The following is a 24,216-nucleotide window of genomic DNA, read 5'->3' as shown; positions in this document are numbered from 1 at the left end:
GCTTGGTTACTTGGCGCTTCTCCAAGTGACCCGCCGTAAAGGCGGAACCAATAGCAGCCGTGACCACAGAAACGGATATGTACCCAACCCCAAAACCTTCTTAAGTAGACAGCATTACACCAACCCCAACAGAGGCTCGCCAACAACAGCTATATAAACGAGATTCGCAGGATCCGTTTACAATCCCCACACCTCCCGCACCGGCCCCCCCATGGATATCGACCTCGCGCGCACCTTTCTGGAAATCGTCCGTCACGGCAGCCTCGCCGCGGCGGCGGAAAAACTCCACGTCACCCAGACCGCGATCACCGCGCGCGTACAGAAACTCGAAAGCCAGCTCGGCAGCACACTGTTTGTGCGCAACCGCGCCGGTGCGCGCCTGACGCCCAACGGCGAAGCCTTTGTGGTGTACGCCAATCAACTGGTCCAGACCTGGGAAGCCGCGCGGCGGGATCTGCCATTGCCAGAAGGCTACCGCGACGTGCTGCACATTGGCGGCGAAGTCAGCCTGTGCAACCCGCTGATGCTCAGTTGGGCCGGTGAACTGCGCGAGAAGATTCCCAGCCACGCCCTGCGCATGGAAATCCGCGATGGCGAAAACCTGTTGCGGCAACTGGAACTGGGTGTGCTTGACGCCGCGCTGGTCTATCAGCCCGAGTATTGGCCGCGCCTGCAAGTCGAACAGATCCTCGAAGAAAAACTCATCCTGGTGAGCCTCGCCGGGCGCCCCGATCCTTACGTGTATATCGACTGGGGCCCGGACTTCCGCCGCCAGCACGATGCCGCCCTGCCGGAAAAAGCCAAAGCTGCCTTGAGCTTCAACCTCGGCCCCTTGGCCCTGCAGTACATTCTCGAAAATGGCGGCAGCGGCTACTTTCGCACGCGCGTCGTCCAGAGTTACCTGGAAAGCGGCGTGCTGGAGCCCGTGCCAAAGGCGCCCGAATTCAGCTACCCGACCTACCTGGTTTACTCGCGTGATCGCGACTCGGCGACCCTGCAGCGGGCCTTCGATTTGTTGCGTGAAGTCATCAAGACTGATGACGACTGGTCCCAGCGCTGGGATCCGCTGACCTGACACACCGGAGCATGGCGCTTGTGTCCTTGAGGTTGTTCCAGTATCGAGGGGCAGATCAGCTAATCTGCGGTTATAACAATAACCAAAGGTGAGCGCAGTGAGGCAGACCACCCAGGCATTCCGCAACCGCTATCGAGCCGACATTCATCCGCGCTACAACCCTTGGCTGCACGGCGCTTTCGTGTTGCTGTTCGGATTACTCGCCATCGGCGGATTCTGGAGCACCGTGCATCAGGTCCAGTCGCTGGAATGGCTGGCGGTGCCACTGACATTGCTGTTCTTCAACTTCGGCGTGTACGTGGTGCATCGACATCTGGGGCACCACAAAAAGAGCTTCGCGCGGATGTTCTACGCCCGTCATGCAGGCGACCACCACAGTTTTTTTGCCCCCGGCCACATGACCTACGACAGCGCCCGGGACTGGCGGGTGATCCTGTTTCCGGCCTGGCTGATCGTGTTGCACACCGTCGTCATCACCCTGCCCCTTTGGTGGCTGATGGGGCGCTTCGATAGCAACGTCGCCGGATTGTCGGGCGGCTGCCTGGTGCTCGGTTACCTGACCTATGAGGTGTTTCATGCCTGTGAGCACTTGCCTGCGAGCAACCCGGTCACGAAGCTGCCATGGATTCGCCAGATGCGTCGCCTGCATGAACTGCATCACCGCCGCGAGCTGATGCAGGAACGCAATTTCAATATCGTGTTTCCGCTGATGGACTACCTGTTCGGCACCCTGTATTGGGAGCCTGAGCACGACACTCAGCCACTGACGAGAACGGCCATGACCCGCATGCAGCACCAGATCGCTATCGCCGGCAATCCGATTGACGTGCTCGCCTACGCCAGCACCGTGACCCGTTGGCCGCAGTGGCATCCGTCCTCCCTCAAGGTCGAGGGGCAAAGCGGCCCTTTGCATGCCGGCGCGCGGTTCGAAGAAGACATCCGGGCCGGCGGGCGTGACGGCCACTTGAGTTGGGAGGTCAACGAATACTTGCCAGGCCGGCGCTGGAGCGCTTGGGCGCGGGGCGATCACGGGCTGTCGCTGGTGGTGACGTACGAGTGCGAGGCTGATGGCGATCACACCCGCTTTATCCGTACACTGGACTACCAGTTCGCCGGCCTGGCGATGCGTATCGCCAATCGCCTGCTACTCAGGCGGCGCATCGAGCGTGAATCCTCGGCGTCGATGCTGGCCTTGCGAGAAATGGCGCAAAAACACTTGACCCCGGCAGGAGCCACCGCGTGAGAAGAGCCTTAAGGTTTCGCAATCTACTGCTGTTATTGATCGTTGCCCTTGGCGTCTTTTTACTGTTGTTCCCGACCAAAGTCCGGCCGGTAGCCTGGACTCCCGCACCAGCCCCCTCTCTCACCGTCGGCGTGTATGCCGACAATCAACGCCTGAAAGGCGTGCAGCGTGTCGGTCCTGCGGGCATTGAAGGACCAGAGGCGCTGTTGCTGGAGGAAAACGTGCTGATCACCGGCCTGCACAACGGACGAGTGATTCGTACCAGCCTCGACGGCAAGGACACCCAGATTCTGGCCGTTACCGGCGGCCGGCCTTTGGGCATGGCGCGGCACCCCAGTGGGCTCTTGGTGATTGCCGATGGCGTCAAAGGTTTGCTGTCGCTGGATGCTCATGGGCGCTTGTCGGCGTTGTCCACCGAGGCTGGCGGCGTGCCCTTTGGATTTACCGACGACGTGGCCATCGATAAATCCGGGCACTACGCCTATTTCAGCGACGCTTCCAGTCGTTGGGGCTTGGGCAAGGATGGCGAGGCGATCATCGAGCATGGCGGTGACGGTCGGTTGTTGCGCTATGACTTTCAGTCCGGCAAGACCACGGTGCTGCTCGATAAGCTGGAATTTGCCAACGGCGTGACCCTGGGACCGGATGACAGCTTTGTGCTGGTCAACGAAACCGGCGCCTACCGCATCAGCCGTTATTGGCTGAGCGGACCGAAAGCCGGCACCCACGACCTCTTCATCGACAATTTGCCGGGACTGCCGGACAACCTCGCGTTTAACGGTCGCGACCGGTTCTGGGTGGCGCTCTATGCACCGCGCAATGCGCTGCTCGACGCCACGGCGCCACACCCCTTTGTACGCAAGTTGATCGTGCGGGCGTTGATGCTGCTGCCCAAACCGGTGGAAAAACGTGCGTTCGCGCTGGGACTGGACGTCGACGGCAAAGTGATCGCCAATTTGCAGGATACGAGCGACGGCAATTACTCGCCGATTACCACGGTGCGTGAGTACGGGGACTGGCTGTATCTGGGGTCGCTGAAGGCCAACAACATGGTCCGGTTGCCGCTGAGCACTGCACTGCAGAAATAACCCCAGTCGAACAACTGTGGGAGCGAGCAGGCTCGCTCCCACAGGGGATTTGTATTAATTCGATTAACGCGGATCGCTCTCGTTATCGCGCACGGCGTTGTCCGTCTCTTCCAGCACCCGTTCAGGGTCCATCGCGGTGGTGTCGTCCTCATTTAGCGGGCGCACGCCTTCGTTGTCCGGCAGTTCGTCGATGCCGGGTTCGTCTTCGGGGTTGACCGCCGTGCGGCCTGGGCTAAGAGGCTCGGGACGGGTGGGAATCGGATCGTATCCACCCTGCTCTTCACTGGGGAATTTTGGATCGGGCATTTGGCACCTCGCAGGGAGTCGAAAAAGGTCGGACTCTGATCTTTCGAGGTGCCGGTATTTACCCCCGTTCCAATTTTTCGGTCACCGGTGGTCGGTGGCTTGACGTGGAGGGTCAGGAGGAAGACTGGAGTTGTTTGACGATCTTGTCCTTGACCAGCACACGCGCCTCCTTGAGCTTTTTCAATACGTCATCGCTGGGCGCATCTGATTTTGCGGTCTCAGCCTTGACTACCTCGGCGTCCGCTTGCGAATACTTGTTGATCAGCGAATCCAGTACTGGATCCTTGGAGCGTTTTTGCTGGATATCTTCCTTTGAAATTTTCAGGTCCTGATAAAGGTCATGTATCACCGGCATGGAACACCTCCGTTATTGATCGGCAGCAAACGCGATTTATTGCGTTTACCAACTATCAGAATGGCCTCGGTTACCGTGTTCTGTCGACCGTCTATCAGACCAGCGGTGTCCGTTCGTCGTCCTGTCGCGAACGCGATAAAACCTTTGCCTGAGCGCCAGCCTCCACTGAATAAGATCCCCCGGATCGCTTTCACAATCGGGTGAAGGCTCACGAAGAAACCATCGAGCTGTTCAAAAAAAGCAGGCCGCATCGATGGAAGAGGTTTGCCAGCGCCTAGGGTTCGCGCCAACAAAACAGCGCTGCGCAGGATCATCGTCATTAAATCGCCGTGTGTCTGTGCACCTACTAAAGTTACCGGCAACTGCTACGGGGATTAAATAATCCACGGGCACGACTAACTATTGCGTACGGCAATTGTCATTGATTCACGCCGGTGTTTTTTTGGGGAATCGGCACAGCATTTTTTCAGGAGCTCAGACACATGGCAGCACTGCATATCGGCACTCTCGATGCGATGAAAAGCAACCAGACACAACTGGTTGGCGACTGGATGACCAGTCAGGAAGCCACTGGCGCAACCCGCAACTTGAAAGAACACGACCTTAAACAACAGACGTCGGAATTTCTGCAACTGTTGATCGCCGGTCTGGAAAACGGCAACGGCCCGAACGTCAACGCGCCGGGCTGGGATGACATTCGTCAATTCCTCGAAAAACTCTCCCACAGCCGCGCCCTGTCGGGCCAGGATTCACACCAGACCGCCAGCTTCATTTTCTCGCTCAAAGGCCCGATGTTCGGTCTGTTGCAACGCCACTACGAAGCCAATCCAGCCATGCTAGCCGAGCAACTCTGGGAAGTTTCCGAATTGGTCGACGCGCTGGGCATGCACACCATCCGCACCTTCCAGAAATCGCGCGAAGCGGTGATCAAGCGCCAGCAGGAAGAACTGCTGGAACTCTCGACCCCCGTGGTCAAGCTCTGGGACGGCGTGCTGGCGCTGCCGATGATCGGCACCCTCGATTCGCAACGTACTCAAGTGGTCATGGAATCCTTGCTGCAACGGATCGTCGATACCGGTTCGGAAATCGCCATCATCGACATCACTGGAGTGCCGACCGTCGACACCCTGGTGGCTCAGCATTTGCTGAAAACCGTGACTGCGATTCGCCTGATGGGTGCCGACTGCATCATCAGCGGCGTGCGTCCACAAATCGCCCAGACCATTGTGCACCTCGGCCTGGACCTGCAAGGCGTGGTCACCAAAGCCAACCTCGCCGATGCTCTGAAACTTGCCCTCACCCGTCTGGGAATCACCGTCAGTAAGTCGGTATAAGCCGATGGAACGCATTCCAATTCTGAAAATGGGCGATTTTTTGCTGGTGACCATTCAGGTCGACATGCATGACCAGCTCGCGCTGACCCTTCAGGACGATTTGTCCGAACGCATCAGTCAAACCTCGGCGAGGGGTGTGCTGATCGACATCTCCGCGCTGGACATGGTCGATTCGTTTATCGGCCGGATGATCGGGACGATCTCCGGCCTCTCGAAAATCATGGACGCACAAACCGTTCTGGTAGGCATGCAGCCTGCCGTGGCGATCACCCTGGTGGAGCTGGGGCTGACCCTGCCCGGCGTGAGCACCGCGCTGAACGTCGAACGTGGGATGAGGCTGCTTCAGGAACGAGTACGTGAGCAATGAACGTCCGTAGCAGCGGTACGCAAGCGATTAATATCGAGCAGGATGTGGTCCTGGCACGACAGACCGCGCGCAAGCTCGCTACGGAGTGCGGCATGCGACTGATCGACCTGACCAAGATGGTCACCGCCGTCAGTGAGCTGGCGCGTAATACGATGGTGTATGGCGGCGGTGGCGATATGGATTGGCAGATCCTCGATGAAAATCCCAGAGTCGGTTTGCGCCTGACCTTTCGCGATGATGGCCCGGGCATCCCGGACATCAAATTGGCAATGACCGATGGCTGGACCTCCGGCAGCGGTCTGGGCCTGGGGTTGACCGGGGCCAAACGTCTGGTGGACGAGTTCGAACTGGACACCGCGCCCGGCAAGGGCACTCGCATAACGATCACCCGATGGACATGAAGATCACGGGTTCGATGACCCAAGTGCTGTTGATCGAGGACGTCAGTCAGATCGGCCATGCCCGGCGCACGGCGCAAAGGCTTGCCGAAGACAATGGCTTCGACGCCACTGACGCAGGACGCGTGGCGCTGGTGATTACGGAGCTGGCGAGCAATGTGCTCAAGCACGCCACCCGTGGTGAATTGCACCTGCGTATCCTGCCCGGCAAAAAAGCCAATGGCATCGAGATCGTCGCCGTGGATCGTGCGCAGGGTTTTGACTTGCAGGCGTGCCTGACTGACGGATTTTCCACTGGCGGCACTCAGGGCATTGGTCTGGGCGCGGTTTCACGTCAGACGGAGGTGTTCGATGTCTACGCCGACTCCCGGGGTGCGGTGATCCTGGCCCGTTTGTATTCCCATCGTGACAAAGACTCGGATCTGCACTGGGGCGTCAGCCAGCATTCGTTACACCATGACCCGGCGTGTGGCGATGTCTGGCACCTGGCGATTGACGGTGCAGACCTCAGCGCCTTGGTGATCGACGGCCTGGGCCACGGCGAAGACGCGGAGCACGCCGCACGCGCCGGTGAACAAGCCTTCACGCTGGCGCCATTCGCCTCGCCGCTGTTGCTGCTTGAAGACATTCATCAGGCCATGATGGGTACCCGTGGCGGTGCATTGGCGATTGCTCAGTTCCACGGTCACCTCGACAAACTCACCTTCACCGGTATCGGCAACATCGGCGCCAATCTGGTCGCTCCGGGCAAGTCCCGCGGCATGGCATCCCATCCGGGCATCGTCGGCGGGCAGTACCGCAAAGCCCAGCCCTTTGAATATGCTCACGTGAACGGACAACTATTGATCATGTACAGCGACGGCCTGCAGTCCCGTTGGAACCTGCAAGATTACCCCGGCCTGGTGCATCGTCATCCGGCGGTCATCGCCGCTGTCCTGCACCGCGATTTCTGTCGCGGCCGGGACGACGCAACGGTCCTGGTCGTTGCACTGGAGGCTGGCCATGACTGAATTGACCGCCCTTTCGAGCGACGACCAAGCGGCGCTCATCGAACGCTTGCAGAGTGAGGCCGCTTCCCTGCGCGAAGAGCTCGAAGAAACCAATCAGGGCGTGCTCGCGCTGTACGCCGAACTCGATACCCAGGCCGAAGAGCTGCGTCAGGCATCAGACCTCAAAAGCCGCTTCCTCTCGTACATGAGCCATGAATTTCGCACGCCGCTGGGCTCGATCCTGAGCATCGCCAGCCTGTTGATCGATGAGCTTGATGGCCCGCTGAGCCCCGAACAACACAAGCAGGTCACGTTCGTCAGCACCGCCGCGCGGGAGTTGAGCAATATGGTCGACGACTTGCTCGACCTGGCAAAAATCGAGGCTGGGCGCATCACCATCTCGCCCGCCTGGTTCGACATGCTCGATTTGTTCGCCGCCCTACGCGGCATGTTTCGTCCGATCGTCGACGCTACGGCGGTGGACCTGATCTTCGAAGAACCGGTCGGCCTGCCGCGCCTGTACACCGATGACAAGAAGCTGGCGCAGATCCTGCGCAACTTCATTTCCAATTCGCTGAAGTTCACCGCACGCGGCGAAGTGAGGATCTCGGCGTCGCTGGAAGGCGCAAACAAGGTGCGCTTTGCCGTCAGCGATACAGGAATAGGTATCGCTGCCGAGCTACATGGTGCATTGTTCGAGGACTTTTCCCAAGTCGACTCTCCGCTGCAAAAACGCTTGCGCGGCACCGGGCTGGGCCTTTCGTTATGCAAACGCTTCGCTGCATTGCTCGGCGGCGAAGTCGGGGTCGAAAGTACGCCGGGGGTCGGCTCGACCTTCTTCGTGATCATCCCGCTGGCCATCGCCATGGAGCCTGCCGATGAAACGTGACATTCGCCTGTTGATCGTCGACGACAATGCCGCCACGCGCTACGCCCTGCGGCGACGCCTGGAGCCGCATGGCTACAGCGTGCTGGAGGCCGGAACCGGCGGCGATGGCCTGGCAATCATCGACAGTGAGCAGATCGATGCATTGATTCTGGACGTCAACCTGCCCGACATGAGCGGGTTCGACATTGTCCGTAAACTGCGCTCGGAACCTGCCACGGCCTTGTTGCCGGTGATTCACGTGTCGGCCGCCTCGATTCAGACCGGTGACATCATCACCGGCCTGGACGCCGGGGCCGATGCCTACCTGATCCACCCCGTGGACCCGGACGTGTTGCTGGCGACCTTGCGCACCCTGCTGCGGGTGCGTGAAACCGAAAACGCGCTGCGCGAAAGCGAGGCGCGGTTTCGCGAGATCTTCGTCAACGTCTCGGCGCCCATCGCCGTGCTGGACGCCCAGTTCAACGTCCACGAATGCAACCACGCGTTCGCCCGACTGATCCAGGACAACCGCGATCCGCAGACCTTGCGCGAATGCTTCGCCGACCAACAGGAGGCGATCCTCGACGAATTGCGCTTGCGCCTGACGGCGGGCGAGCGCTGGAAAGGCACCTTGAACATCCGGGTGGAGGGCGAACTGCGGGAAACCGAGTGGCAGATTTCGCCGTATCGCACCCCTGAGTTGAGCCTGGTGTTCGTCGAGGATGTCACCGAGCATCGCCACCGGGAACGTTCGCACCTGGCCCAGCTCGATGACGCCACCTCGCAGCTGGAACATGAGATTGCCGTGCGCGTGCGCACCGAGGCCCAGCTGCTGCAAGTGCAGAAAATGGACGCCCTGGGCAAGTTGACCGGCGGCATCGCCCACGACTTCAACAACCTGCTGACCGGCATCATCACCAGCCTGGAGTTGATCCAGAAACGGGTGGCCAGCGACCGTACCGACAAGGTCCAGTTTTACGCCGAAGCGGCGTTGAACTCGGCCATGAGCGCCGCCTCGTTGACCCATCGCTTGCTGGCCTTTGCCCGCCAACAGCCACTCGACACGCGACCGGTGGACATCAACGAACACATCCGCTCCCTCGAAGAGTTGCTGATGCGCACCATCGGCGAACACATTGCGCTGAAACTCGAACTGACCTCAAAAGCCGCGATTGCACTGGTCGACCCGATCCAGCTGGAAAGCGCCGTGCTCAACCTGGTGATCAACGCCCGCGATGCCTTGCCGCACGGCGGCAATATCTGGGTCAGCACTTATGCCGCGTATTCCCACGGTGATCTGAAGCTGGCGGACGGCGCCTACGTTGCGTTGTCGGTGCGTGACGACGGGACCGGTATCGAACACAGTGTGATCGACAAGGTTTTCGATCCGTTTTTCACGACCAAACCGTTGGGTCAGGGCACCGGGCTGGGGTTGTCGAGCATTTACGGCTTCGCCCGCCAATCAGGTGGCGATGCGCACATCCGCAGCGTGGCCCGCCGTGGCACGGAAGTGACCATCATGCTGCCTGCCAGCACGGATCCGACCACCGCTGAAGCGGCGCGGGTAGCCGTGGATAACCAGGGAGCGGGCGAGCATGTACTGATTGTCGAAGATATGCCGTCGGTTCGCATGTTTGTTGCCGAAGTGCTGGCAGACGCGGGTTATCGTTGCACCCAGGTCGGCGACATCGACAGTGCACTGGAGCGCCTGCAAAACGACCCCTCGATCGATCTGATGCTGACCGATGTGGGGTTGCCACGCATGAATGGTCGGGAACTGGCGGATGTTGCCCGTGGCTGGCGCGAAAGTTTGCCGATCCTGTTCATGACCGGTTATGCGGAAAATGCGATCAACCGTCAGGTGTTCCTCGGCGATGGCATGGAGATGTTGATCAAACCGTTTCAGATCAACGAGCTGCTGGACAAGGTACGGCTCACCCTCGGCTACGCCTGATATTCGCCTTTCCAGGATCGTTCCCACGCTCCGCGTGGGAATGCAGCCCTGGACGCTCCGCGTCCCAGAGTCGGACGCAGAGCGTCCGGTGAGGCATTCCCACGCGGAGCGTGGGAACGATCATCGATCATAGACTCCCAAGCACCCGGGCCAGAAACGGGGCCGTGCGGCTCTTCTTGCTCTTCGCCACTTTCTGCGGTGCGCCGGCCACGACAATCTTGCCGCCCTGATCCCCCGCCCCCGGTCCGATATCGATCACCCAGTCACTCTGCGCCACCACGCGCATTTCATGCTCCACCACAATCACCGTATGCCCCGCCACCACCAGCGTATTCAATTGCTCCAGCAGCCGATCCACGTCCCGGGGATGTAAACCGGTCGTAGGCTCATCGAGCACATACAACGTCGCTCCCCGCTGATTGCGCTGCAGCTCGGTGGCCAGTTTGATGCGCTGGGCCTCGCCGCCCGAGAGCTCGGTCGCCGGTTGCCCGAGGCGCAAATACCCCAGACCGATATCGCGCAAGACCTCCAGAGAACGGCGAATACCCGCCTGCTCGGCAAACACCTCGACCGCCTCATCCACCGTCAGTTGCAACACCTGGGCGATGTTCAAGCCTTGCCAGGTGACCGCCAGCGTCTGGGGGTTGTAGCGTGCGCCGTGGCACGTCGGGCATGGCGCATAGACGCTGGGCATGAACAGCAACTCGACGCTGACAAACCCTTCACCTTCGCAGGTCGGGCAACGGCCCTTGGCAACGTTGAAGGAGAACTGCCCGGCGTCGTAGCCCTCGGCTTGCGCCGCAGGGGTGGCGGCGTACAGCTTGCGCACGTTGTCGAACAGCCCGGTGTACGTCGCCAGGTTCGAGCGCGGCGTGCGGCCGATGGGTTTCTGATCGACCTGCACCAGGCGCTTGATCGACTCCAGCCCCGCCGTGACCTGACCGCCGCTGACTTGCGGCGCATCGTCCTCAAGGCTCAATGCTTCAGGCTCGCTGTCGCTGGCGGCACGGCCAAGATGCGCGCCCACCAGCTCCAACAGGGCCTGGCTGACCAGGCTCGACTTACCCGAGCCTGAAACACCGGTTACGGCGGTAAAACAGCCCAGCGGAAACTCGACGCTGAGGTCGTCCAGGTTGTTGCGCGTGATGCCTTCCAGCTTTAACCAGTCCGTCGCCTTGCGGCTCGTTCTGGTTTCGCTGACCTGATCGGCGAACAGGTAGGCGCGGGTCTGGGAATCCTTGACCTGGGCCAATCCCTGCGGCGGTCCGCTGTACAGAATCCGGCCGCCATGCTCACCGGCGGCCGGTCCGACATCGATCAACCAGTCCGCGCGGCGCATGGTTTCCAGATCGTGCTCAACCACAAACAAGGTGTTGCCGGCCGCCTTCAAGCGTTGCAGCGCTTCGAACAACGCTTCGCCATCCGCCGGGTGCAGACCGGCCGACGGTTCATCCAGCACGTAGATCACGCCAAATAGCTGCGAACCCAATTGAGTCGCCAGGCGCAAGCGCTGCAACTCGCCGGAGGACAATGTCGGCGTGCTGCGCTCCAGGGCCAGGTAACCCAGCCCCAGATCGGTCAAGGTGCTGACCCGCTCAAGCAAGTCCTGTGCGATCCGTTGCGCGGCCAGGCGCTTTTCCACCGACAGGTTTGGCGTATGCCGCACGTCCGGCGCATTGCCATGTCCGCTGGCGCCGTGAGCCACGCGCTGTTCACGGGCCTCGCGGGTCTGGAGATGGGTCAATACTTCACCCGCTTCATCGGCCTGTTCGAGGTAGCTTTGCGCCGCCACCGGCTTGAGCACATCGGCCACTTGCAGCAACGGCATTTGCGATAACTCACCGATGTCGTAGCCGGCAAACGTCACCGACAACGCCTCGCGCTTGAGGCGTTTGCCGTCACACAACGGGCAAGGGCTGCCGAGCATGAATTGTGAAACACGCTTCTTCATCAGCGCACTTTGCGAATGACTGAACGTGTGCAGGATGTAGCGTCGCGCGCCGGTGAACGTGCCCTGATAACTGGGCTCCATTTTGCGCTTGAGCGCGACTCTGGTTTCGTCTGGTGTCAGCCCGGCATACACCGGCACGGTCGGTGTTTCTTCGGTGAAGAGAATCCAGTCACGTTGTTTTTTCGGCAGGTCGCGCCACGGTTTGTCGACGTCATAGCCCATGGTCACGAGGATGTCTCGCAGGTTTTGCCCCTGCCACGCCGTGGGCCAGGAAGCGACCGCGCGTTGGCGGATGGTCAGGCTCGGGTCCGGGACCATCAGCGCTTCCGTGACGTCATACACCCGGCCCAGGCCATGACATTCGGCGCACGCCCCTTGAGGGGTGTTGGGCGAGAAGTCCTCGGCATACAGCATCGGCTGTCCCGGCGGGTAACTGCCGGCGCGGGAATAGAGCATGCGGATCAGGCTCGACAGCGTCGTCACGCTGCCCACCGAAGACCGCGTGCTCGGCGTACCGCGCTGCTGTTGCAGGGCCACGGCCGGTGGCAGGCCTTCGATGGAGTCAACGTCCGGCACGCCGACCTGATCGATCAGACGCCGCGCATACGGCGCCACGGATTCGAAATAGCGGCGTTGTGCTTCGGCGTAGAGCGTCGAGAACGCCAGCGACGACTTGCCCGAACCCGAGACGCCGGTGAACACCACCAGCGCATCCCGGGGAATGTCGACGTCGACGTTCTTGAGGTTGTGTTCACGGGCACCGCGCACCCTGACCATGCCGGAAGGAGGAGTTGAAGTGCGCTTGGAAGTCATCGATTGGCCTTAAATAAATTACAGAAATCTATTGATCGTTCCCACGCTCTGCGTGGGAATGCCTCTTGTGACGCTCTGCGTCACGCTTCTGGGACGCAGAGCGTCCCGGGCTGCATTCCCACGCGGAGCGTGGGAACGATCTGTCCACAGTCAGCCGCTGAGGACTGTGCGGACCATTCGGGTCAGTGCTTGCGGCCCATACGGTTTGGTCAGCAAAAACGTCTCGGGGCTGAGCTGATGATTGCGCGAAATGATGTCGCGCGTGTGGCCGGAGGTGAACAGCACCGTCACAGGAGGATTCTGCACTTTGGCCCACGCCGCCAGGTCCGAGCTTTTGATCAGGCCGGGCATGACCACGTCGGTGAAGATCAGGTCGACCGTCACGCCCTCCAGCAACATCTGCATCGCCTGATCGCCGTTGGCCGCGGTCAGGACTTGATAGCCCTCTTCGCGCAACAGTTCCACCGCCGTACTGCGCACCGCTTCATTGTCCTCGACCACCAGAATGGTTTCGTGCCCGCCCCGAGCGACTGGATCTCGCAGCGTTGATTCACCGGGCAAGGCACGCAAACAGCGTGGAAAGTGCAGACGCACCCGAGTGCCCTGCCCCACCTCGCTGGAGATATCGATATGCCCGCCGCTCTGCTTGACGAAACCGAACACCATGCTCAACCCAAGCCCGGTGCCCTGACCGTCGGCCTTGGTGGTGAAAAACGGTTCGAACGCCTGCTCAAGCACTTCGGGCGTCATGCCAGCGCCCGTATCGGCCACCACTACGCGGACATAATCGCCAGGGACAAGGCCCTTGCCGGCACAGAATTTACGGTCGAGCGTCACATTCTCGACGCTCAGTTCGATGGTTCCTTCGCCCTGCATGGCGTCACGAGCATTGATCGCCAGGTTGAGAATGGCGTTTTCCAACTGGTTACGGTCGACGTTGATGTTCCAGGCATCCTGAGGCACGTCCACTTCGATCTGAATGGTTTCCCCTAGCGCGCGCTGCAAGAGCTCTCCGACCCCTTCGAAGATCTGCTGTGGATTGCACACCGCCGGCGACAACGGTTGACGACGGGCAAACGCAAGCAATTGCGAGGACAGTTTGGCGCCGCGCTCGACCGCCGCAATCGAAGCAGTGACTCGGCGCTGCACATTGGCATTGTCCGGCTCATGCCGTGCCAGCAAATGCAGATTGCCAGCGATCACTTGCAACAGATTGTTGAAGTCATGGGCCACGCCGCCGGTGAGGCCGCCGATGGCTTCGAGTTTCTGCGACTGGCGCAGTTGTTCTTCCGCCGCGAGCCGCGCTTCGACTTCGTCGGCCACACGCTGCTCCAGGTTGCGGGTGAACTTGAGCAGCGACTCTTCGGCCATCTTGCGTTCGTGAATGTCGATCAACACGCCAGGAAAGCGCAAGGGCTCGCCTTGCTCATTGAACTGGCACCCACCGCTGGAGAGTACCCACAAATAACTGCCGTCGGGACGCAGCACCCGGTATTCGGCGTTAAAGGGCACGCCAGTGGCGACTGACTGCTCGAATTGTTCGTTGACCCAGTTGCGGTCGTCAGGATGAATCCGTGACGCGGCAAGATCCGCCGGCAAGTCGGCCAGGTTCTGCTCCGCTGGAAAGGAAAAGGTGCGGGCGAAGCGTTCATCGCCGGACAGCACATTGGCTTTGACATCCCAGACGAACGAGCCCAGCAAAGCCCCGGCATTGAGTGCCAGGCGTACGCGTTCGTTGTCGGCGCGGTAGGCATCTTCTGCTTCCTGGCGTCGGCGTTCGGAAATCACTCGCTCAGTCGTTTCCACCACCATCGCCATGACGCCGGCCGGACGCCCATCGTCGTCCGCGACCGGGCTGTAAAAGAGGTCGAGCCAGACCTCTTCGGGGATGCCATCACGCAGGAGTACGAGGTCTTTGTTACGGTAGGACAACGTGCCGCCGGCCAGGCAGGTATCGACCACGTGGCGGTTGAAGTCGGCCACCTCCGGCCAGCCCAGTTCAACCGGGGCGCCCAACAGATAGGGATGGCGACCACCGGCGAAGACCGAATAGGCGTCGTTATAAATCATGTAACCCGCGCGGCCCCAGAGCATCACCATCGGCAGCGGCGAGGCGAGCAATAACTGCACGGCGCTGCACAGGCTACTGGGCCAGGTCTCGATGTTTCCAAGTTCGGTACGGCTCCAGTCGAACACACGAATACGGGCGGCCATTTCACCGTCCCAGCCGGCACATCCGTGGCTATCAGATAGAAACTGCATCGACGGCTCAATATCCCTGAAAGTGGCTGACTAGCGGGATCGAAACCGCATGAAGACGGTGTGAGCCCGTTTGTTTCGAGCTTAACCGACGCCAATGGTTTCATTAGAGGTATAGCTGATTTTATATCTGCGAAGACCTCACACTTCGATCAGGTGCTTGAGCGGGTGATAGCCGGTTTTGAGCGTGGCGGCGACGTCGAGAATCGCCTTCTCGATGCCGTTCAAATGCATGCAGGTCAGCTCGATGGCGGCACTCTGATTGCCGGCCTCGATGTACTCGATCAACCGCAAGTGTTCGTCATCACGGCACGCCTCATGGCTGTCGTCATCCAGCGCGGCGGCGTACAGCGAAGCGCGGGAAATCAGCTTCTGGAACCAGTCCAGCAACACCGGATTGTTCAGGCTTTGCGCGAGCTTGATGTGGAATTCGCCGAGCAGGTGAATCAGCCGCTCATGGTCGCCGCTGCGATGCGCTTCGTCCTCAAGCAGCAGGTGATCACGCAGGTCCTGGGTCACCGCGGTGTCCCGTCGGCGGCACAGTTCGCTGACGATGCCAATCTCGATCAGGCGCCGGGTTTCGAACAGCGAGCGGATCTCTTCGTCACTCGGCAACGACACCGAAGCACCTTTATTGGGCTCGGTGGTGACCAGTCCGTCAGCTTCCAATTGCTTGAGCGCGGCACGAACCGACGTGCGGCTGACATTGAAAAGTTCGGCGAGTGACGCCTCGCCCAGCTTCATGCCCGGCCGCAACGAACGTTTGCTGATCGCCTCGTAAACCCCTTGGTAGACGCGATCGACCGTGGTCTCGAGTTTCTTCTCGGTCATTGGAAACACTCCTTTAGCGCTAAACAACCGGCCCCAGGCGATGAGCAGCCTTTGAAAAAGGGGGTTGCACGAGCAGATTAATCCGGTTATTTGTAGATTGCATCCAGATATTGCATACAATAATTAGAGGATTGCACCATTATGGGTCAACCAATAGCAATCGAAGTGCGTAACGTCTCCAAGCGGTATTCCGACGATCCGGGGCAAGCTCCAGCGCTCGACAACGTGTCGGTCGACATAGCCGACAACGAGTTCTTCACCCTGCTCGGCCCCTCCGGCTGCGGCAAAACCACCTTGCTGCGCACCATCGCCGGTTTCGAGCATGTCAGCGAAGGACAGATTCGCCTCGCGGGCGAGCCGGTCAACGATTTGCCTCCGTTCAAGCGTCGAGTCAACACGGTATTCCAGAGCTACGCGCTGTTTCCACACATGAGTGTTGCGCAGAATATCGCCTTCGGCCTCGAGATGCAGGGTCTTGATCGCGAGCAAACGGCCCAGCGTGTCAATGAGATGCTGGCGCTGGTGCAAATGCAACACCTGGCCCAGCGCAAACCGGCTGAACTGTCCGGCGGCCAACAGCAACGTGTAGCGCTGGCCCGGGCCTTGGCGCCCAAACCCAAAGTGCTGTTGCTGGATGAACCGCTGTCGGCGCTGGACCTCAAGCTGCGCAAGGAAATGCAGGTCGAACTCAAGCGCGTGCAGAAGGAAGCCGGGATCACCTTTATTTTCGTGACTCATGATCAGGAAGAAGCCCTGACGCTGTCTGATCGCATCGCAGTGATGTCCGCCGGCAAGATCCTGCAGATCGGTACGCCGAACGAAATCTATGAACGTCCGCAACATCGCTTCGTCGCCCAGTTCATCGGCGACATCAACTTCCTCCCCGGCCACCTCAAGCGCGGTCAGCACAACGAAAAACTCTTTGTGCCCAGCGGCATGCCGGTGGAAATCCCCTGCCCGGCCCAAGGGTTCGACGGTGCCGCGGTGCAATTGGCGTTTCGCCCGGAGCGTTCGCAACTGGTTGACCTTGAGCAACCGCATCACTTGCGCGGCGTGATCGAGGCGGTGTTGTACGTTGGCACCGCGACCCTTTACCAATGTCGGTTGAACAACGACATCAAAGTCATGCTGCGCGAGAACAATGAAGGCCTGAATCGCGGACGTGGGGTCGGTGATCGCGTCGCGGTCCACCTGCCGCCCCACGCCTGCCTGTTGATGGAGGCCTGAGATGAGCGTCAGCAGCACTTCTCCCGCCCTCAACCGCGCGCTGTTATTGAGCCCGGTGGTCCTGACGTTGCTGGCCCTGATCGCGATCCCGCTGGGGATCATGGGCTACATCAGCCTGTTGCCGCGCAATGTGTACGGCGGTGTCGACTGGCAAGCCAACTGGCAATTGCAAAGCTACGTGCAGCTGTTTTTCCAGGAAGGTTTCGACGGCGAGCTGGAACTGAACTGGGTCTACGCCCAGGCGCTGTTGCGCTCGGTGTTCCAGGCCGGTGGCACGACCTTGTTGTGCTTCCTGTTCGGCTTTCCGGTGGCCTTGTGGATGTCGAGCCTGACGCCACGGCGGCGCAACCTCATGGTTTTGCTGATCACCATCCCGTTCTGGACCAACCTGCTGATCCGCAACTACGCGTGGCTGATCATCCTGCGCGAACAAGGCTGGGTCGCCCAGAGCCTCAATGCACTGTTTCCCCAGGCCGGTGGCATCACCCTGCTCTACAACGACTTCGCAGTCAGCGTCGGGCTGGTCTACAGCTTCCTGCCGTTCATGATTCTGCCGATCTATTCGACCCTGGAAAAACTCGACTGGCGCCTGGTGGAAGCCGCCTACGACCTGGGCGCCAATCGCTGGCACGCGCTGAAGCGGATCATCCTGCCGATGTCGATGCCCGGGGTGATTGCCGGCGCGCTGCTGGTGTTTGTGCCGAGCCTCGGTGCCTTCATCACCCCGGCGATTCTCGGCGGCGGCAAGACGCTGATGATCGGCAACCTGATCCAGCAACAGTTCGGCACCGCGCGCAACTGGCCGCTGGGCAGTTCGCTGTCGTTCCTGTTGCTGGGGATTCTGCTGCTGTCGCTGGTGCTTTACGCGCTCTATAGCCGCAACGCCGCCAAAACTCTACGTCGGGGAGCCACCGCATGATCGCCCTGCACCTGAAAAAACTGCCCCTGACCCGGGAAGTCAGCCTGTTGATCCTGGCCTACCTGTATGTGCCGATCTTTGTCCTGATCGCCTACAGCTTCAACGCCAACCGCTCGGCGACGGTGTGGACCGAGTTTTCCTTCGCCTGGTACGGGCGGATTCTGGCCAACCCGTCGATCCAGACGGCAGCGCTGAACTCGATCATCGTCGCCAGCATCGCCACGGTGTGCGCCACGGCCATTGCGCTGCTCGCGGCGCTGGCGACTTACCGGCCGTTCTATGGGCAGAAGATGGTCGAAGGCGGGATCAACCTGCCGCTGATCCTGCCGGAGATCGTCACCGCCGTGGCCACCCTGCTGCTGTTCATGGCGCTGGGGATCAAGCTCGGTTTGCTGACGGTAATCGTCGCGCATGTCGGCTTCTGCATTCCCTTCGCTTACCTGCCGATTCGTGCGCGGCTCAACGACCTCGACAAAAGCCTGCTGGAGGCGGCGAACGATTTGTACGCCAACCCGTGGCAGGTGTTTCGCCGGGTCACGCTGCCGCTGCTGTGGCCGGCGGTGTTGTCCGGTTCGGTGCTGGCGTTCGTGGTCAGCCTCGACGATTTCATCATGACCTTCTTCGTCGCCGGCCCCGGTTCGACGACGTTGCCGGTGTACATCTTCTCCGCAATCAAGGCCGGCGTGACGCCGGAGATCAATGCTATTTCGACCCTGATGCTGGTGATTTCCATCGTGCTGGTGGTGCTGGCCTTCTGGCTGGGACAGCGCGGAAAACAACAATGAGCCTGGAGCCTGCTGTTATGAATAAAAAGCCGATGAAAACAAAAAGCATGCGTTTCGCTGTCGCCGGTCTGGCCCTCAGTTGCCTCAGCGTCTTTTCCGCGCAGGCGGCCGAGCCCAAGGAGCTGTTCTTCTACAACTGGACCGATTATTACCCGGTCGACCTGCTGGCCAAGTTTGAAAAGGAGACCGGGATCAAGGTCACCATGGATGGCTACGACAGCAACGAGACCCTGCTGGCCAAGTTGCAGGCCGGCGGCGCCGCGTATGACGTGATCGTGCCGTCGCAGTCGATCATGCGCACCTTGATCAAGCAGGATTTGCTGATGGAAATCGACGCACCGACCCTGCCGAACTTCCAGTACGTGAAACCAGCGTTTCGCGACCCGGTGTTCGACCCCGGCCGCAAGTTCTCCGCGCCCTATTTGTGGGGCACCACCGGGTTTTCCTATGACAGCGCACGGGTACCCGGCGGCAAGCTGGACGACTCCTGGAAAGAGTTCTTCGAGCCGCGCAAGGAGCTGCAAGGCCAACTCGCTGCGCTCGATACGTCAAGCAGCGTGATCAACGCCGCCAGCCATTACCTGGGCGTCGACGAATGCAGCGAAAACCCGCAGGACGCCAAGCGCATTCTCGAACTGCTGCAAAAACAGAAACCCTTCCTGAAGATGTACAGCTCGGACAACACCGTCGACCGCATGGCCTCCGGTGAAGTGATCATGATGCAGAACTGGAACGGCTCGACCGCACGCGCCACGTTGCAGAAGAGCACCATCAAATACGTGTACCCGCGCGAAGGCCTGGCGATGTTCCAGGACAACTTCGCTGTCCCGAAAAGCGCACCGCACCCCGGCAACGCGAAAATCTTCATCGACTGGATGATGAAGCCGGAAAACGCCGCCGCCGTGTCCAATGCCATCGCCTACGCCAACGGCATCCAGAGCGACAAGCTGCTCGACGCCAAATGGAAGGTCATGGACGCCATCAACATGCCCGACGAATTCGCCTCGCGGCTGCGCCCGGAGAAAGAGTGCAGCAACAAAGCGCGTGAGCTGCAGGATCGGGTCTGGTCGAAGCTCAAGGGCTGATGAGCTGGTTTGAGACCGAGGCGCGGCCATCGCGAGCAGGCTCGCTCCCACAGGGTCATGGGGTGTTCAGACATTCCATGATCGACACAAAACCACTGTGGGAGCGAGCCTGCTCGCGATGAGGCCCGCCTTAACACTACAAAATTCGAGGTATGCAATGACCCAACCCCGCTGGCTGCGCAACGTCCGGCCCTACGGCTCCCCCGCCGAAGACCTGCTGATCGAAAACGGCCTGTTCAAACAACGCCGCCCGGCATCGACTGCGGCCCTGACCGCTACCGACATCGATGGCCAGAATCAATTGCTCACCCCTACACTGGTGGAAAGCCATGTCCACCTCGACAAAACCCTCTGGGGCCAACCCTGGCGCCCGAACAGCGCCGGGCCGACGCTCAAGGATTACATCGCCAACGAGCGCCGCGTCCTGCGGGAAGTCGACGCCCCCATCGCTCAACGCGCCGGTGCGCTGCTGGAAAACTGCATCGCCCGTGGTTCGCTGACAATGCGTTGCCATGTCGACATCGATCCTGAGTTCGGTCTGCGCCACGTCGAAGCCATGCAGCAACTGCGCGAAGCCTATCGCGACCTGATCGATCTGCAGCTGGTGGTGTTTCCGCAAACAGGCCTGATCAGCCGCCCCGGCACTGCCGAACTGATGCGTGAAGCCATGGCGTTGGGCGTGGAAAACGTCGGGGGACTCGACCCCTGTGGCATCGACAACGATCCGGTCGCGCAACTTGATTTTGTCTTCAAGCTGGCCAGCGAATTCGAGCGTGGCGTCGACATTCACCTGCATGACAAAGGTGAGCTGGGCCTGTGGCAAATCTCGCTGATCGCCGACTACACCGAACGATTCGGGTGTCAGGGTCGGGTAATGATCAGTCACGCCTATTGCCTGGGGATGTTGCCGTGGAGTCAGGTCAAACCGGTGGCCGAACGCCTGGCGGCGCTGCGGATTTCGTTGATGAGCTCGGCACCGGCCGATTGCGCGGCGCCTCCGTTCCTGGCGTTGCGCGACACCGGCGTCAATGTGTGCCTGGGTTCGGATGGCATTCGTGATGCCTGGTCGCCGATGGGCAATGGCGACATGCTCGAACGGGCGATGTTGCTGGCGTTGCGCTTCGATCTGAACAAAGACGATGAACTGGCCGCTGCATTCGAGGCCGCGACGGTCAATGGCGCACGAGCGCTGGGTTGTGAAGGTTATGGGCTGGAGATCGGTCGGACGGCGGACTTCCTGCTGATGCCGGTGCAGACTCTGGGCGAAGCCGTGGTTTCACGCCCTGTGCGGGAGGTCTATCGCGGCGGTGAGTTGATTGCCTCTGGCGGTCGTTTGCTGGACAGCCGTCTGTGAAACGCATCGGCCTTAAAAGCAGCTGCGTGGTCGGTTTCGACGGCGCGCAACATGTGCTGTGGCGCGACGGCGAAGTGGTGTTCGAAGGGTCACGCATCGTGTTTGTCGGGCGTGATTATGCCGGGCCGGTGGATCAGTGGATCGACTACGGCAACGCGTTGATCGGCCCGGGTTTCATCGATCTGGATGCGCTGGGGGATCTTGATTCCACGGTGTTGACGCTCGACAACGGCGATGAACGCGACATGGGCCGAATGTGGTCCGAGGAGTCTCTGGCAGCCGGTCAACGGGAGAGTTACACCGATGCTGAAGAAGTTTTCAAATACCGCTACGCCTTCACTCAGTTGATCCGCAATGGCATCACCACGGCCATGCCGATCACCTCGATGTATTACCGCGAGTGGGCCGAGACTTACGCCGAATTTTCGGCAGTGGCAGGTGTGGCCGCCGAATTGGGGCTGCGGACTTACCTCGGCCCTTGCTACATGAGCGGCATGAGTTATTGGCGGGCCGATGGCACCTTGGGGCATCACTGGGATGAAGCGCGGGGATTGGCCGGGCTTGAGGCTGCTTGCCGTTTTTTCAAGGATTTCGACGGTGCCCACGGCGACTTGATTCGCGGCGCGCTGTTGCCCGACCGGATTCAAACCTGCACCCCGGCACTGCTGCAACGCACCGCCGCTCTGAGCCGCGAACTGAACGCACCGATGCGTTTGCATTGCTGCCAGGGGCTGGGCGAAGTGGCGATGGTCGAGCAACTGCGCGGCGCTTCACCGCTGGGCTGGTTGCAGCAAATGGACCTGCTGACGCCGCGCAGTCTGCTGCCCCATGGCATCTACACCGCGGGCGATGAAGACGTGCAGCGGGTGGTGGATGGCGGCGCCAGCCTGGTGCATTGCCCGGTGGTGTTTGCTCGCGATGGTGAGGCGCTGAATTCGTTTGGCCGCTATCGGGCCAAAGGCATCAACTTCGCCCTCGGCACCGACACCTGGCCGGCGGATCTGCTGGAAAACATGCGCCAGGGTTTGAACATCGCTCGGTTGATGGAGGGCGGCACCTCGTTGACCAGCACCCTGGATATGTACAACGCCGCCACCCTCGGCGGCGCCAAGGCCTTGGGCCGCGACGACCTCGGTCGTCTGGCACCGGGGGCCAAGGCCGATATCACCGTGTTCACTCTTCGCGGTCTGCACCTGGGGCCGTTGTTCGATCCGCTGAAAAACCTGGTGCTGGCCGGACGCGGCGACGACTGCATCGCCAGTTACATCGATGGCCGTTGCGTGATGCAGGACGGTCAGGTCCAGGGCGTCGACTACCCCGCCCTGCAACGCCAGGCCCAACGACAATTCGAAAAACTGATGCGCAGCCACAGCGACCGAACCTTCGGCCAACCGGACTGGAAAACCCTGTTCAAACCGGCCATCCCGTTTGCCGACGACTACAGCGCACACGCGCCGCTGAGCGCAATCGATCCCCTTCTTTAGAGATGTCTGCCTATGCAAAGCTTCGACTTCAGCACACTGAGTGCACGAGACAAATACAAAATCCTGATCGGCAGCGTGGTGCCACGCCCCATCGCGCTGGTCACCACGATTGATGGCGAAGGCCGGATCAATGCCGCGCCGTTCAGCTTTTTCAATGCGCTGTCCGCCGACCCGCCGATCCTCGCGCTGGGCGTGGAAAACTACGGCGATCAAAGCCCCAAGGACACCACGCGCAACATCCAGCTCAACCAGGAATTCACCGTCAATATCGTCAGCGACGCGCTGGTGGAGGCGATGAATGTCTGCGCCGTGCCCTTCGCACCCGGTTTCGATGAACTGACGGCGGCCGGGCTGACGGCGATTCCCGGCACCACGGTCAAATGCCCGCGCATTGGTGAAGCACCGGTGGCGCTGGAATGCCGACGTATGATGGCGCTGTCCATCGGCCAGTCGCGGGAGATTATCTTCGGGGAAGTGTTGATGGCCCATGTGCGCGACGAATTGATCGACCCGAAAACGTTGTATATCGATCAACTGGGGCTGGATGCGATCGGGCGCATGGGTGGCCATGGTTATGCGCGAACCCGCGATTATTTTGATTTGCCGACGCGTTCGTTGCAGGCGTGGACGGAAGCGCCTGGGGGTGGGGAGCGGTTTTGGCCGGACATCAAATAGAGCCCCTCAGTCTCAGCTAAGTCTGGCGACGTATCTTCTCCCTCTACGCAAGTTCAGCGCAGATCAGGAGAGGCTACCCGCCCATGAATTTCGATAAAGCCGGATGGCTCAACAAAGTGCCCGAGGTGACGCTGTCATTTTGGGTGATCAAGATTCTTTCGACGACGGTGGGTGAAACCGGCGCGGACTTTCTGGCCGTGGATGCCGGTTTTGGCGCGGGTTTGACGAGCATCGGCATGGCCGTGCTGCTGGCGCTCGCGTTGTTCTTTCAACTGCGTACCAAGGCCTATACACCCTGGATCTACTGGTTGACCGTAGTGCTGGTCAGCATCGTCGGGACGCAGATCACCGACATTATGACCGACATGCTCGACATCAGCCTGTACACCAGCACGGCGGTCTTTGCCGTTCTGCTGGCGGTCAACTTTCTGGTCTGGTATCGGGCGGAGCACAACCTGTCGATCCGCGAGATCGTCACCCCGCGCCGGGAGCTTTTCTACTGGGCCACGGTGCTGTGTACCTTTGCCCTCGGGACGGCAGCGGGCGATCTGGCCACCGAAGCCCTGGGCCTGGGCTTCACCCTTGGCGTGATGATTTTCGGTGCGCTTATCGCCGCGACGCTGGTGGCTTGGCGCCTGGGCGGCAACGTGGTGCTGACCTTTTGGCTGGCCTACATCCTGACCCGTCCATTTGGTGCTTCACTCGGCGATTTGCTGACCCAGGCTAAAACCTATGGTGGCCTGGGCATGGGAGCGACCTGGACGAGCGCCATCTTCCTGTGCGTCATTTTTCTTTTGGTCGCGGTTGCGCAATTCAACGTGGTCAACCGCAGAACCGTCACTCAGTAACCGTTCAA

The 24,216-nt window shown here is 60.5% G+C and carries 23 protein-coding genes; 17 read left to right on the top strand and 6 right to left on the bottom strand.

Features of this window, described 5'->3' with window-relative positions; genetic code table 11:
• Positions 1–211 precede the first annotated feature (211 nt).
• The 3 genes from QRN31_RS21930 to QRN31_RS21920 all read left to right on the top strand — a co-directional run bounded on the left by QRN31_RS21930 (position 212) and on the right by QRN31_RS21920 (position 3,406).
• Entirely contained in the window at positions 212–1,075 is an 864-nt protein-coding gene (locus QRN31_RS21930) for a LysR family transcriptional regulator (RefSeq protein WP_285434515.1), read from the top strand.
• A gap of 97 nt (positions 1,076–1,172) precedes the next feature.
• Positions 1,173–2,318 carry a sterol desaturase/SRPBCC family protein gene (locus tag QRN31_RS21925; protein ID WP_285434514.1) on the top strand — a complete coding sequence of 382 codons (1,146 nt, stop codon included), beginning with the start codon at positions 1,173–1,175 and terminating at the stop codon, positions 2,316–2,318.
• Positions 2,315–3,406: an SMP-30/gluconolactonase/LRE family protein gene (locus QRN31_RS21920; RefSeq protein ID WP_285434513.1), complete on the top strand. Its 1,092-nt coding sequence runs from the start codon at positions 2,315–2,317 to the stop codon at positions 3,404–3,406. The genes QRN31_RS21925 and QRN31_RS21920 overlap by 4 nt, the downstream gene beginning before the upstream one ends.
• Positions 3,407–3,469: 63 nt before the next feature.
• Here the strand turns inward: QRN31_RS21920 and QRN31_RS21915 are convergent, their stop codons facing one another.
• The 3 genes from QRN31_RS21915 to QRN31_RS21905 form a co-directional block, all read right to left on the bottom strand.
• Positions 3,470–3,712, bottom strand: coding sequence for a hypothetical protein (locus QRN31_RS21915; RefSeq protein WP_285434511.1), 243 nt, complete (start codon positions 3,710–3,712; stop codon positions 3,470–3,472).
• 112 nt (positions 3,713–3,824) lie between these two features.
• Positions 3,825–4,067, bottom strand: a complete 243-nt coding sequence (locus QRN31_RS21910) for a DUF465 domain-containing protein (RefSeq protein WP_285434510.1) — start codon at positions 4,065–4,067, stop codon at positions 3,825–3,827.
• Positions 4,058–4,387 carry a hypothetical protein gene (locus tag QRN31_RS21905; protein ID WP_285434509.1) on the bottom strand — a complete coding sequence of 110 codons (330 nt, stop codon included), beginning with the start codon at positions 4,385–4,387 and terminating at the stop codon, positions 4,058–4,060. The genes QRN31_RS21910 and QRN31_RS21905 overlap by 10 nt, the downstream gene beginning before the upstream one ends.
• Positions 4,388–4,549: 162 nt before the next feature.
• Here QRN31_RS21905 and QRN31_RS21900 point away from each other — a divergent pair, with 162 nt between their 5' ends.
• Genes QRN31_RS21900 through QRN31_RS21875 form a run of 6 tightly spaced genes read left to right on the top strand, consistent with a single transcriptional unit; the run spans position 4,550 to position 9,977 of the window.
• On the top strand, positions 4,550–5,401 hold the full coding sequence (locus QRN31_RS21900) for an STAS domain-containing protein (RefSeq protein ID WP_285434508.1): 852 nt from the start codon (positions 4,550–4,552) through the stop codon (positions 5,399–5,401).
• A 4-nt stretch (positions 5,402–5,405) separates the two neighbouring features.
• Positions 5,406–5,768, top strand: coding sequence for an STAS domain-containing protein (locus tag QRN31_RS21895; RefSeq protein ID WP_285434507.1), 363 nt, complete (start codon positions 5,406–5,408; stop codon positions 5,766–5,768).
• The gene (locus QRN31_RS21890) at positions 5,765–6,169 is read left to right on the top strand and encodes an anti-sigma regulatory factor (RefSeq protein WP_285434505.1); all 405 of its coding nucleotides are present in this window, start codon (positions 5,765–5,767) and stop codon (positions 6,167–6,169) included. Before QRN31_RS21895 ends, QRN31_RS21890 begins: the two co-directional genes overlap by 4 nt.
• Positions 6,166–7,176: an ATP-binding protein gene (locus QRN31_RS21885; RefSeq protein WP_285434525.1), complete on the top strand. Its 1,011-nt coding sequence runs from the start codon at positions 6,166–6,168 to the stop codon at positions 7,174–7,176. Before QRN31_RS21890 ends, QRN31_RS21885 begins: the two co-directional genes overlap by 4 nt.
• A complete protein-coding gene (locus tag QRN31_RS21880) occupies positions 7,169–8,044 on the top strand; it encodes a sensor histidine kinase (RefSeq protein WP_285434503.1) in 876 nt (291 codons plus the stop codon). Before QRN31_RS21885 ends, QRN31_RS21880 begins: the two co-directional genes overlap by 8 nt.
• Positions 8,034–9,977 (top strand): PAS domain-containing hybrid sensor histidine kinase/response regulator, encoded by a 1,944-nt coding sequence (locus tag QRN31_RS21875; protein ID WP_285434502.1) that lies wholly within the window; start codon positions 8,034–8,036, stop codon positions 9,975–9,977. The genes QRN31_RS21880 and QRN31_RS21875 overlap by 11 nt, the downstream gene beginning before the upstream one ends.
• 127 nt (positions 9,978–10,104) lie before the next feature.
• Here the strand turns inward: QRN31_RS21875 and QRN31_RS21870 are convergent, their stop codons facing one another.
• The 3 genes from QRN31_RS21870 to QRN31_RS21860 all read right to left on the bottom strand — a co-directional run bounded on the left by QRN31_RS21870 (position 10,105) and on the right by QRN31_RS21860 (position 15,831).
• The gene (locus QRN31_RS21870) at positions 10,105–12,741 is read right to left on the bottom strand and encodes an excinuclease ABC subunit UvrA (protein ID WP_285434500.1); all 2,637 of its coding nucleotides are present in this window, start codon (positions 12,739–12,741) and stop codon (positions 10,105–10,107) included.
• 150 nt (positions 12,742–12,891) lie between these two features.
• Positions 12,892–15,003 carry a hybrid sensor histidine kinase/response regulator gene (locus QRN31_RS21865; protein WP_285434499.1) on the bottom strand — a complete coding sequence of 704 codons (2,112 nt, stop codon included), beginning with the start codon at positions 15,001–15,003 and terminating at the stop codon, positions 12,892–12,894.
• Positions 15,004–15,141: 138 nt separating this feature from the next.
• The gene (locus tag QRN31_RS21860) at positions 15,142–15,831 is read right to left on the bottom strand and encodes a GntR family transcriptional regulator (RefSeq protein ID WP_208668658.1); all 690 of its coding nucleotides are present in this window, start codon (positions 15,829–15,831) and stop codon (positions 15,142–15,144) included.
• Positions 15,832–15,972: 141 nt separating this feature from the next.
• Between QRN31_RS21860 and QRN31_RS21855 the strand changes: the two genes are divergently transcribed.
• The 8 genes from QRN31_RS21855 (at position 15,973) to QRN31_RS21820 (ending at position 24,208) form a co-directional block, all read left to right on the top strand.
• Positions 15,973–17,058, top strand: coding sequence for an ABC transporter ATP-binding protein (locus QRN31_RS21855; RefSeq protein ID WP_285434497.1), 1,086 nt, complete (start codon positions 15,973–15,975; stop codon positions 17,056–17,058).
• 1 nt (position 17,059) lies between these two features.
• A complete protein-coding gene (locus QRN31_RS21850; protein WP_285434496.1) occupies positions 17,060–17,977 on the top strand; it encodes an ABC transporter permease in 918 nt (305 codons plus the stop codon).
• Positions 17,974–18,762 (top strand): ABC transporter permease, encoded by a 789-nt coding sequence (locus tag QRN31_RS21845; RefSeq protein ID WP_090183386.1) that lies wholly within the window; start codon positions 17,974–17,976, stop codon positions 18,760–18,762. Before QRN31_RS21850 ends, QRN31_RS21845 begins: the two co-directional genes overlap by 4 nt.
• A gap of 32 nt (positions 18,763–18,794) precedes the next feature.
• On the top strand, positions 18,795–19,847 hold the full coding sequence (locus QRN31_RS21840; RefSeq protein ID WP_285434524.1) for an extracellular solute-binding protein: 1,053 nt from the start codon (positions 18,795–18,797) through the stop codon (positions 19,845–19,847).
• 157 nt (positions 19,848–20,004) lie between these two features.
• Entirely contained in the window at positions 20,005–21,201 is a 1,197-nt protein-coding gene (locus QRN31_RS21835; protein WP_285434494.1) for an amidohydrolase family protein, read from the top strand.
• Positions 21,198–22,685 carry an amidohydrolase family protein gene (locus QRN31_RS21830; RefSeq protein WP_285434493.1) on the top strand — a complete coding sequence of 496 codons (1,488 nt, stop codon included), beginning with the start codon at positions 21,198–21,200 and terminating at the stop codon, positions 22,683–22,685. Before QRN31_RS21835 ends, QRN31_RS21830 begins: the two co-directional genes overlap by 4 nt.
• 12 nt (positions 22,686–22,697) lie before the next feature.
• Positions 22,698–23,360, top strand: a complete 663-nt coding sequence (locus tag QRN31_RS21825; protein ID WP_285434491.1) for a flavin reductase family protein — start codon at positions 22,698–22,700, stop codon at positions 23,358–23,360.
• Between the two features lie 83 nt (positions 23,361–23,443).
• On the top strand, positions 23,444–24,208 hold the full coding sequence (locus QRN31_RS21820; RefSeq protein ID WP_285434489.1) for a COG4705 family protein: 765 nt from the start codon (positions 23,444–23,446) through the stop codon (positions 24,206–24,208).
• Positions 24,209–24,216 lie beyond the last annotated feature (8 nt).

The sequence above is a fragment of the Pseudomonas sp. fls2-241-R2A-110 genome (genome assembly GCF_030209165.1).
In the GTDB taxonomy this organism is placed as follows: Bacteria; Pseudomonadota; Gammaproteobacteria; order Pseudomonadales; family Pseudomonadaceae; genus Aquipseudomonas.
Note: the sequence above shows the minus strand (reverse complement) of the source record. Positions and strands in the feature narration are given on the sequence as shown.

Bases quoted from the DNA above. Each gene is read 5' to 3' on its own strand.
- QRN31_RS21930 (WP_285434515.1), top strand. From the start codon at position 212: ATGGATATCGACCTCGCGCGCACCTTTCTGGAAATCGTCCGTCACGGC.
- QRN31_RS21915 (WP_285434511.1), bottom strand. From the start codon at position 3,712: ATGCCCGATCCAAAATTCCCCAGTGAAGAGCAGGGTGGATACGATCCG.
- QRN31_RS21910 (WP_285434510.1), bottom strand. From the start codon at position 4,067: ATGCCGGTGATACATGACCTTTATCAGGACCTGAAAATTTCAAAGGAA.
- QRN31_RS21905 (WP_285434509.1), bottom strand. From the start codon at position 4,387: ATGACGATGATCCTGCGCAGCGCTGTTTTGTTGGCGCGAACCCTAGGC.
- QRN31_RS21900 (WP_285434508.1), top strand. From the start codon at position 4,550: ATGGCAGCACTGCATATCGGCACTCTCGATGCGATGAAAAGCAACCAG.
- QRN31_RS21895 (WP_285434507.1), top strand. From the start codon at position 5,406: ATGGAACGCATTCCAATTCTGAAAATGGGCGATTTTTTGCTGGTGACC.
- QRN31_RS21890 (WP_285434505.1), top strand. From the start codon at position 5,765: ATGAACGTCCGTAGCAGCGGTACGCAAGCGATTAATATCGAGCAGGAT.
- QRN31_RS21885 (WP_285434525.1), top strand. From the start codon at position 6,166: ATGAAGATCACGGGTTCGATGACCCAAGTGCTGTTGATCGAGGACGTC.
- QRN31_RS21880 (WP_285434503.1), top strand. From the start codon at position 7,169: ATGACTGAATTGACCGCCCTTTCGAGCGACGACCAAGCGGCGCTCATC.
- QRN31_RS21875 (WP_285434502.1), top strand. From the start codon at position 8,034: ATGAAACGTGACATTCGCCTGTTGATCGTCGACGACAATGCCGCCACG.
- QRN31_RS21870 (WP_285434500.1), bottom strand. From the start codon at position 12,741: ATGACTTCCAAGCGCACTTCAACTCCTCCTTCCGGCATGGTCAGGGTG.
- QRN31_RS21865 (WP_285434499.1), bottom strand. From the start codon at position 15,003: ATGCAGTTTCTATCTGATAGCCACGGATGTGCCGGCTGGGACGGTGAA.
- QRN31_RS21860 (WP_208668658.1), bottom strand. From the start codon at position 15,831: ATGACCGAGAAGAAACTCGAGACCACGGTCGATCGCGTCTACCAAGGG.
- QRN31_RS21855 (WP_285434497.1), top strand. From the start codon at position 15,973: ATGGGTCAACCAATAGCAATCGAAGTGCGTAACGTCTCCAAGCGGTAT.
- QRN31_RS21850 (WP_285434496.1), top strand. From the start codon at position 17,060: ATGAGCGTCAGCAGCACTTCTCCCGCCCTCAACCGCGCGCTGTTATTG.
- QRN31_RS21845 (WP_090183386.1), top strand. From the start codon at position 17,974: ATGATCGCCCTGCACCTGAAAAAACTGCCCCTGACCCGGGAAGTCAGC.
- QRN31_RS21840 (WP_285434524.1), top strand. From the start codon at position 18,795: ATGAAAACAAAAAGCATGCGTTTCGCTGTCGCCGGTCTGGCCCTCAGT.
- QRN31_RS21835 (WP_285434494.1), top strand. From the start codon at position 20,005: ATGACCCAACCCCGCTGGCTGCGCAACGTCCGGCCCTACGGCTCCCCC.
- QRN31_RS21825 (WP_285434491.1), top strand. From the start codon at position 22,698: ATGCAAAGCTTCGACTTCAGCACACTGAGTGCACGAGACAAATACAAA.
- QRN31_RS21820 (WP_285434489.1), top strand. From the start codon at position 23,444: ATGAATTTCGATAAAGCCGGATGGCTCAACAAAGTGCCCGAGGTGACG.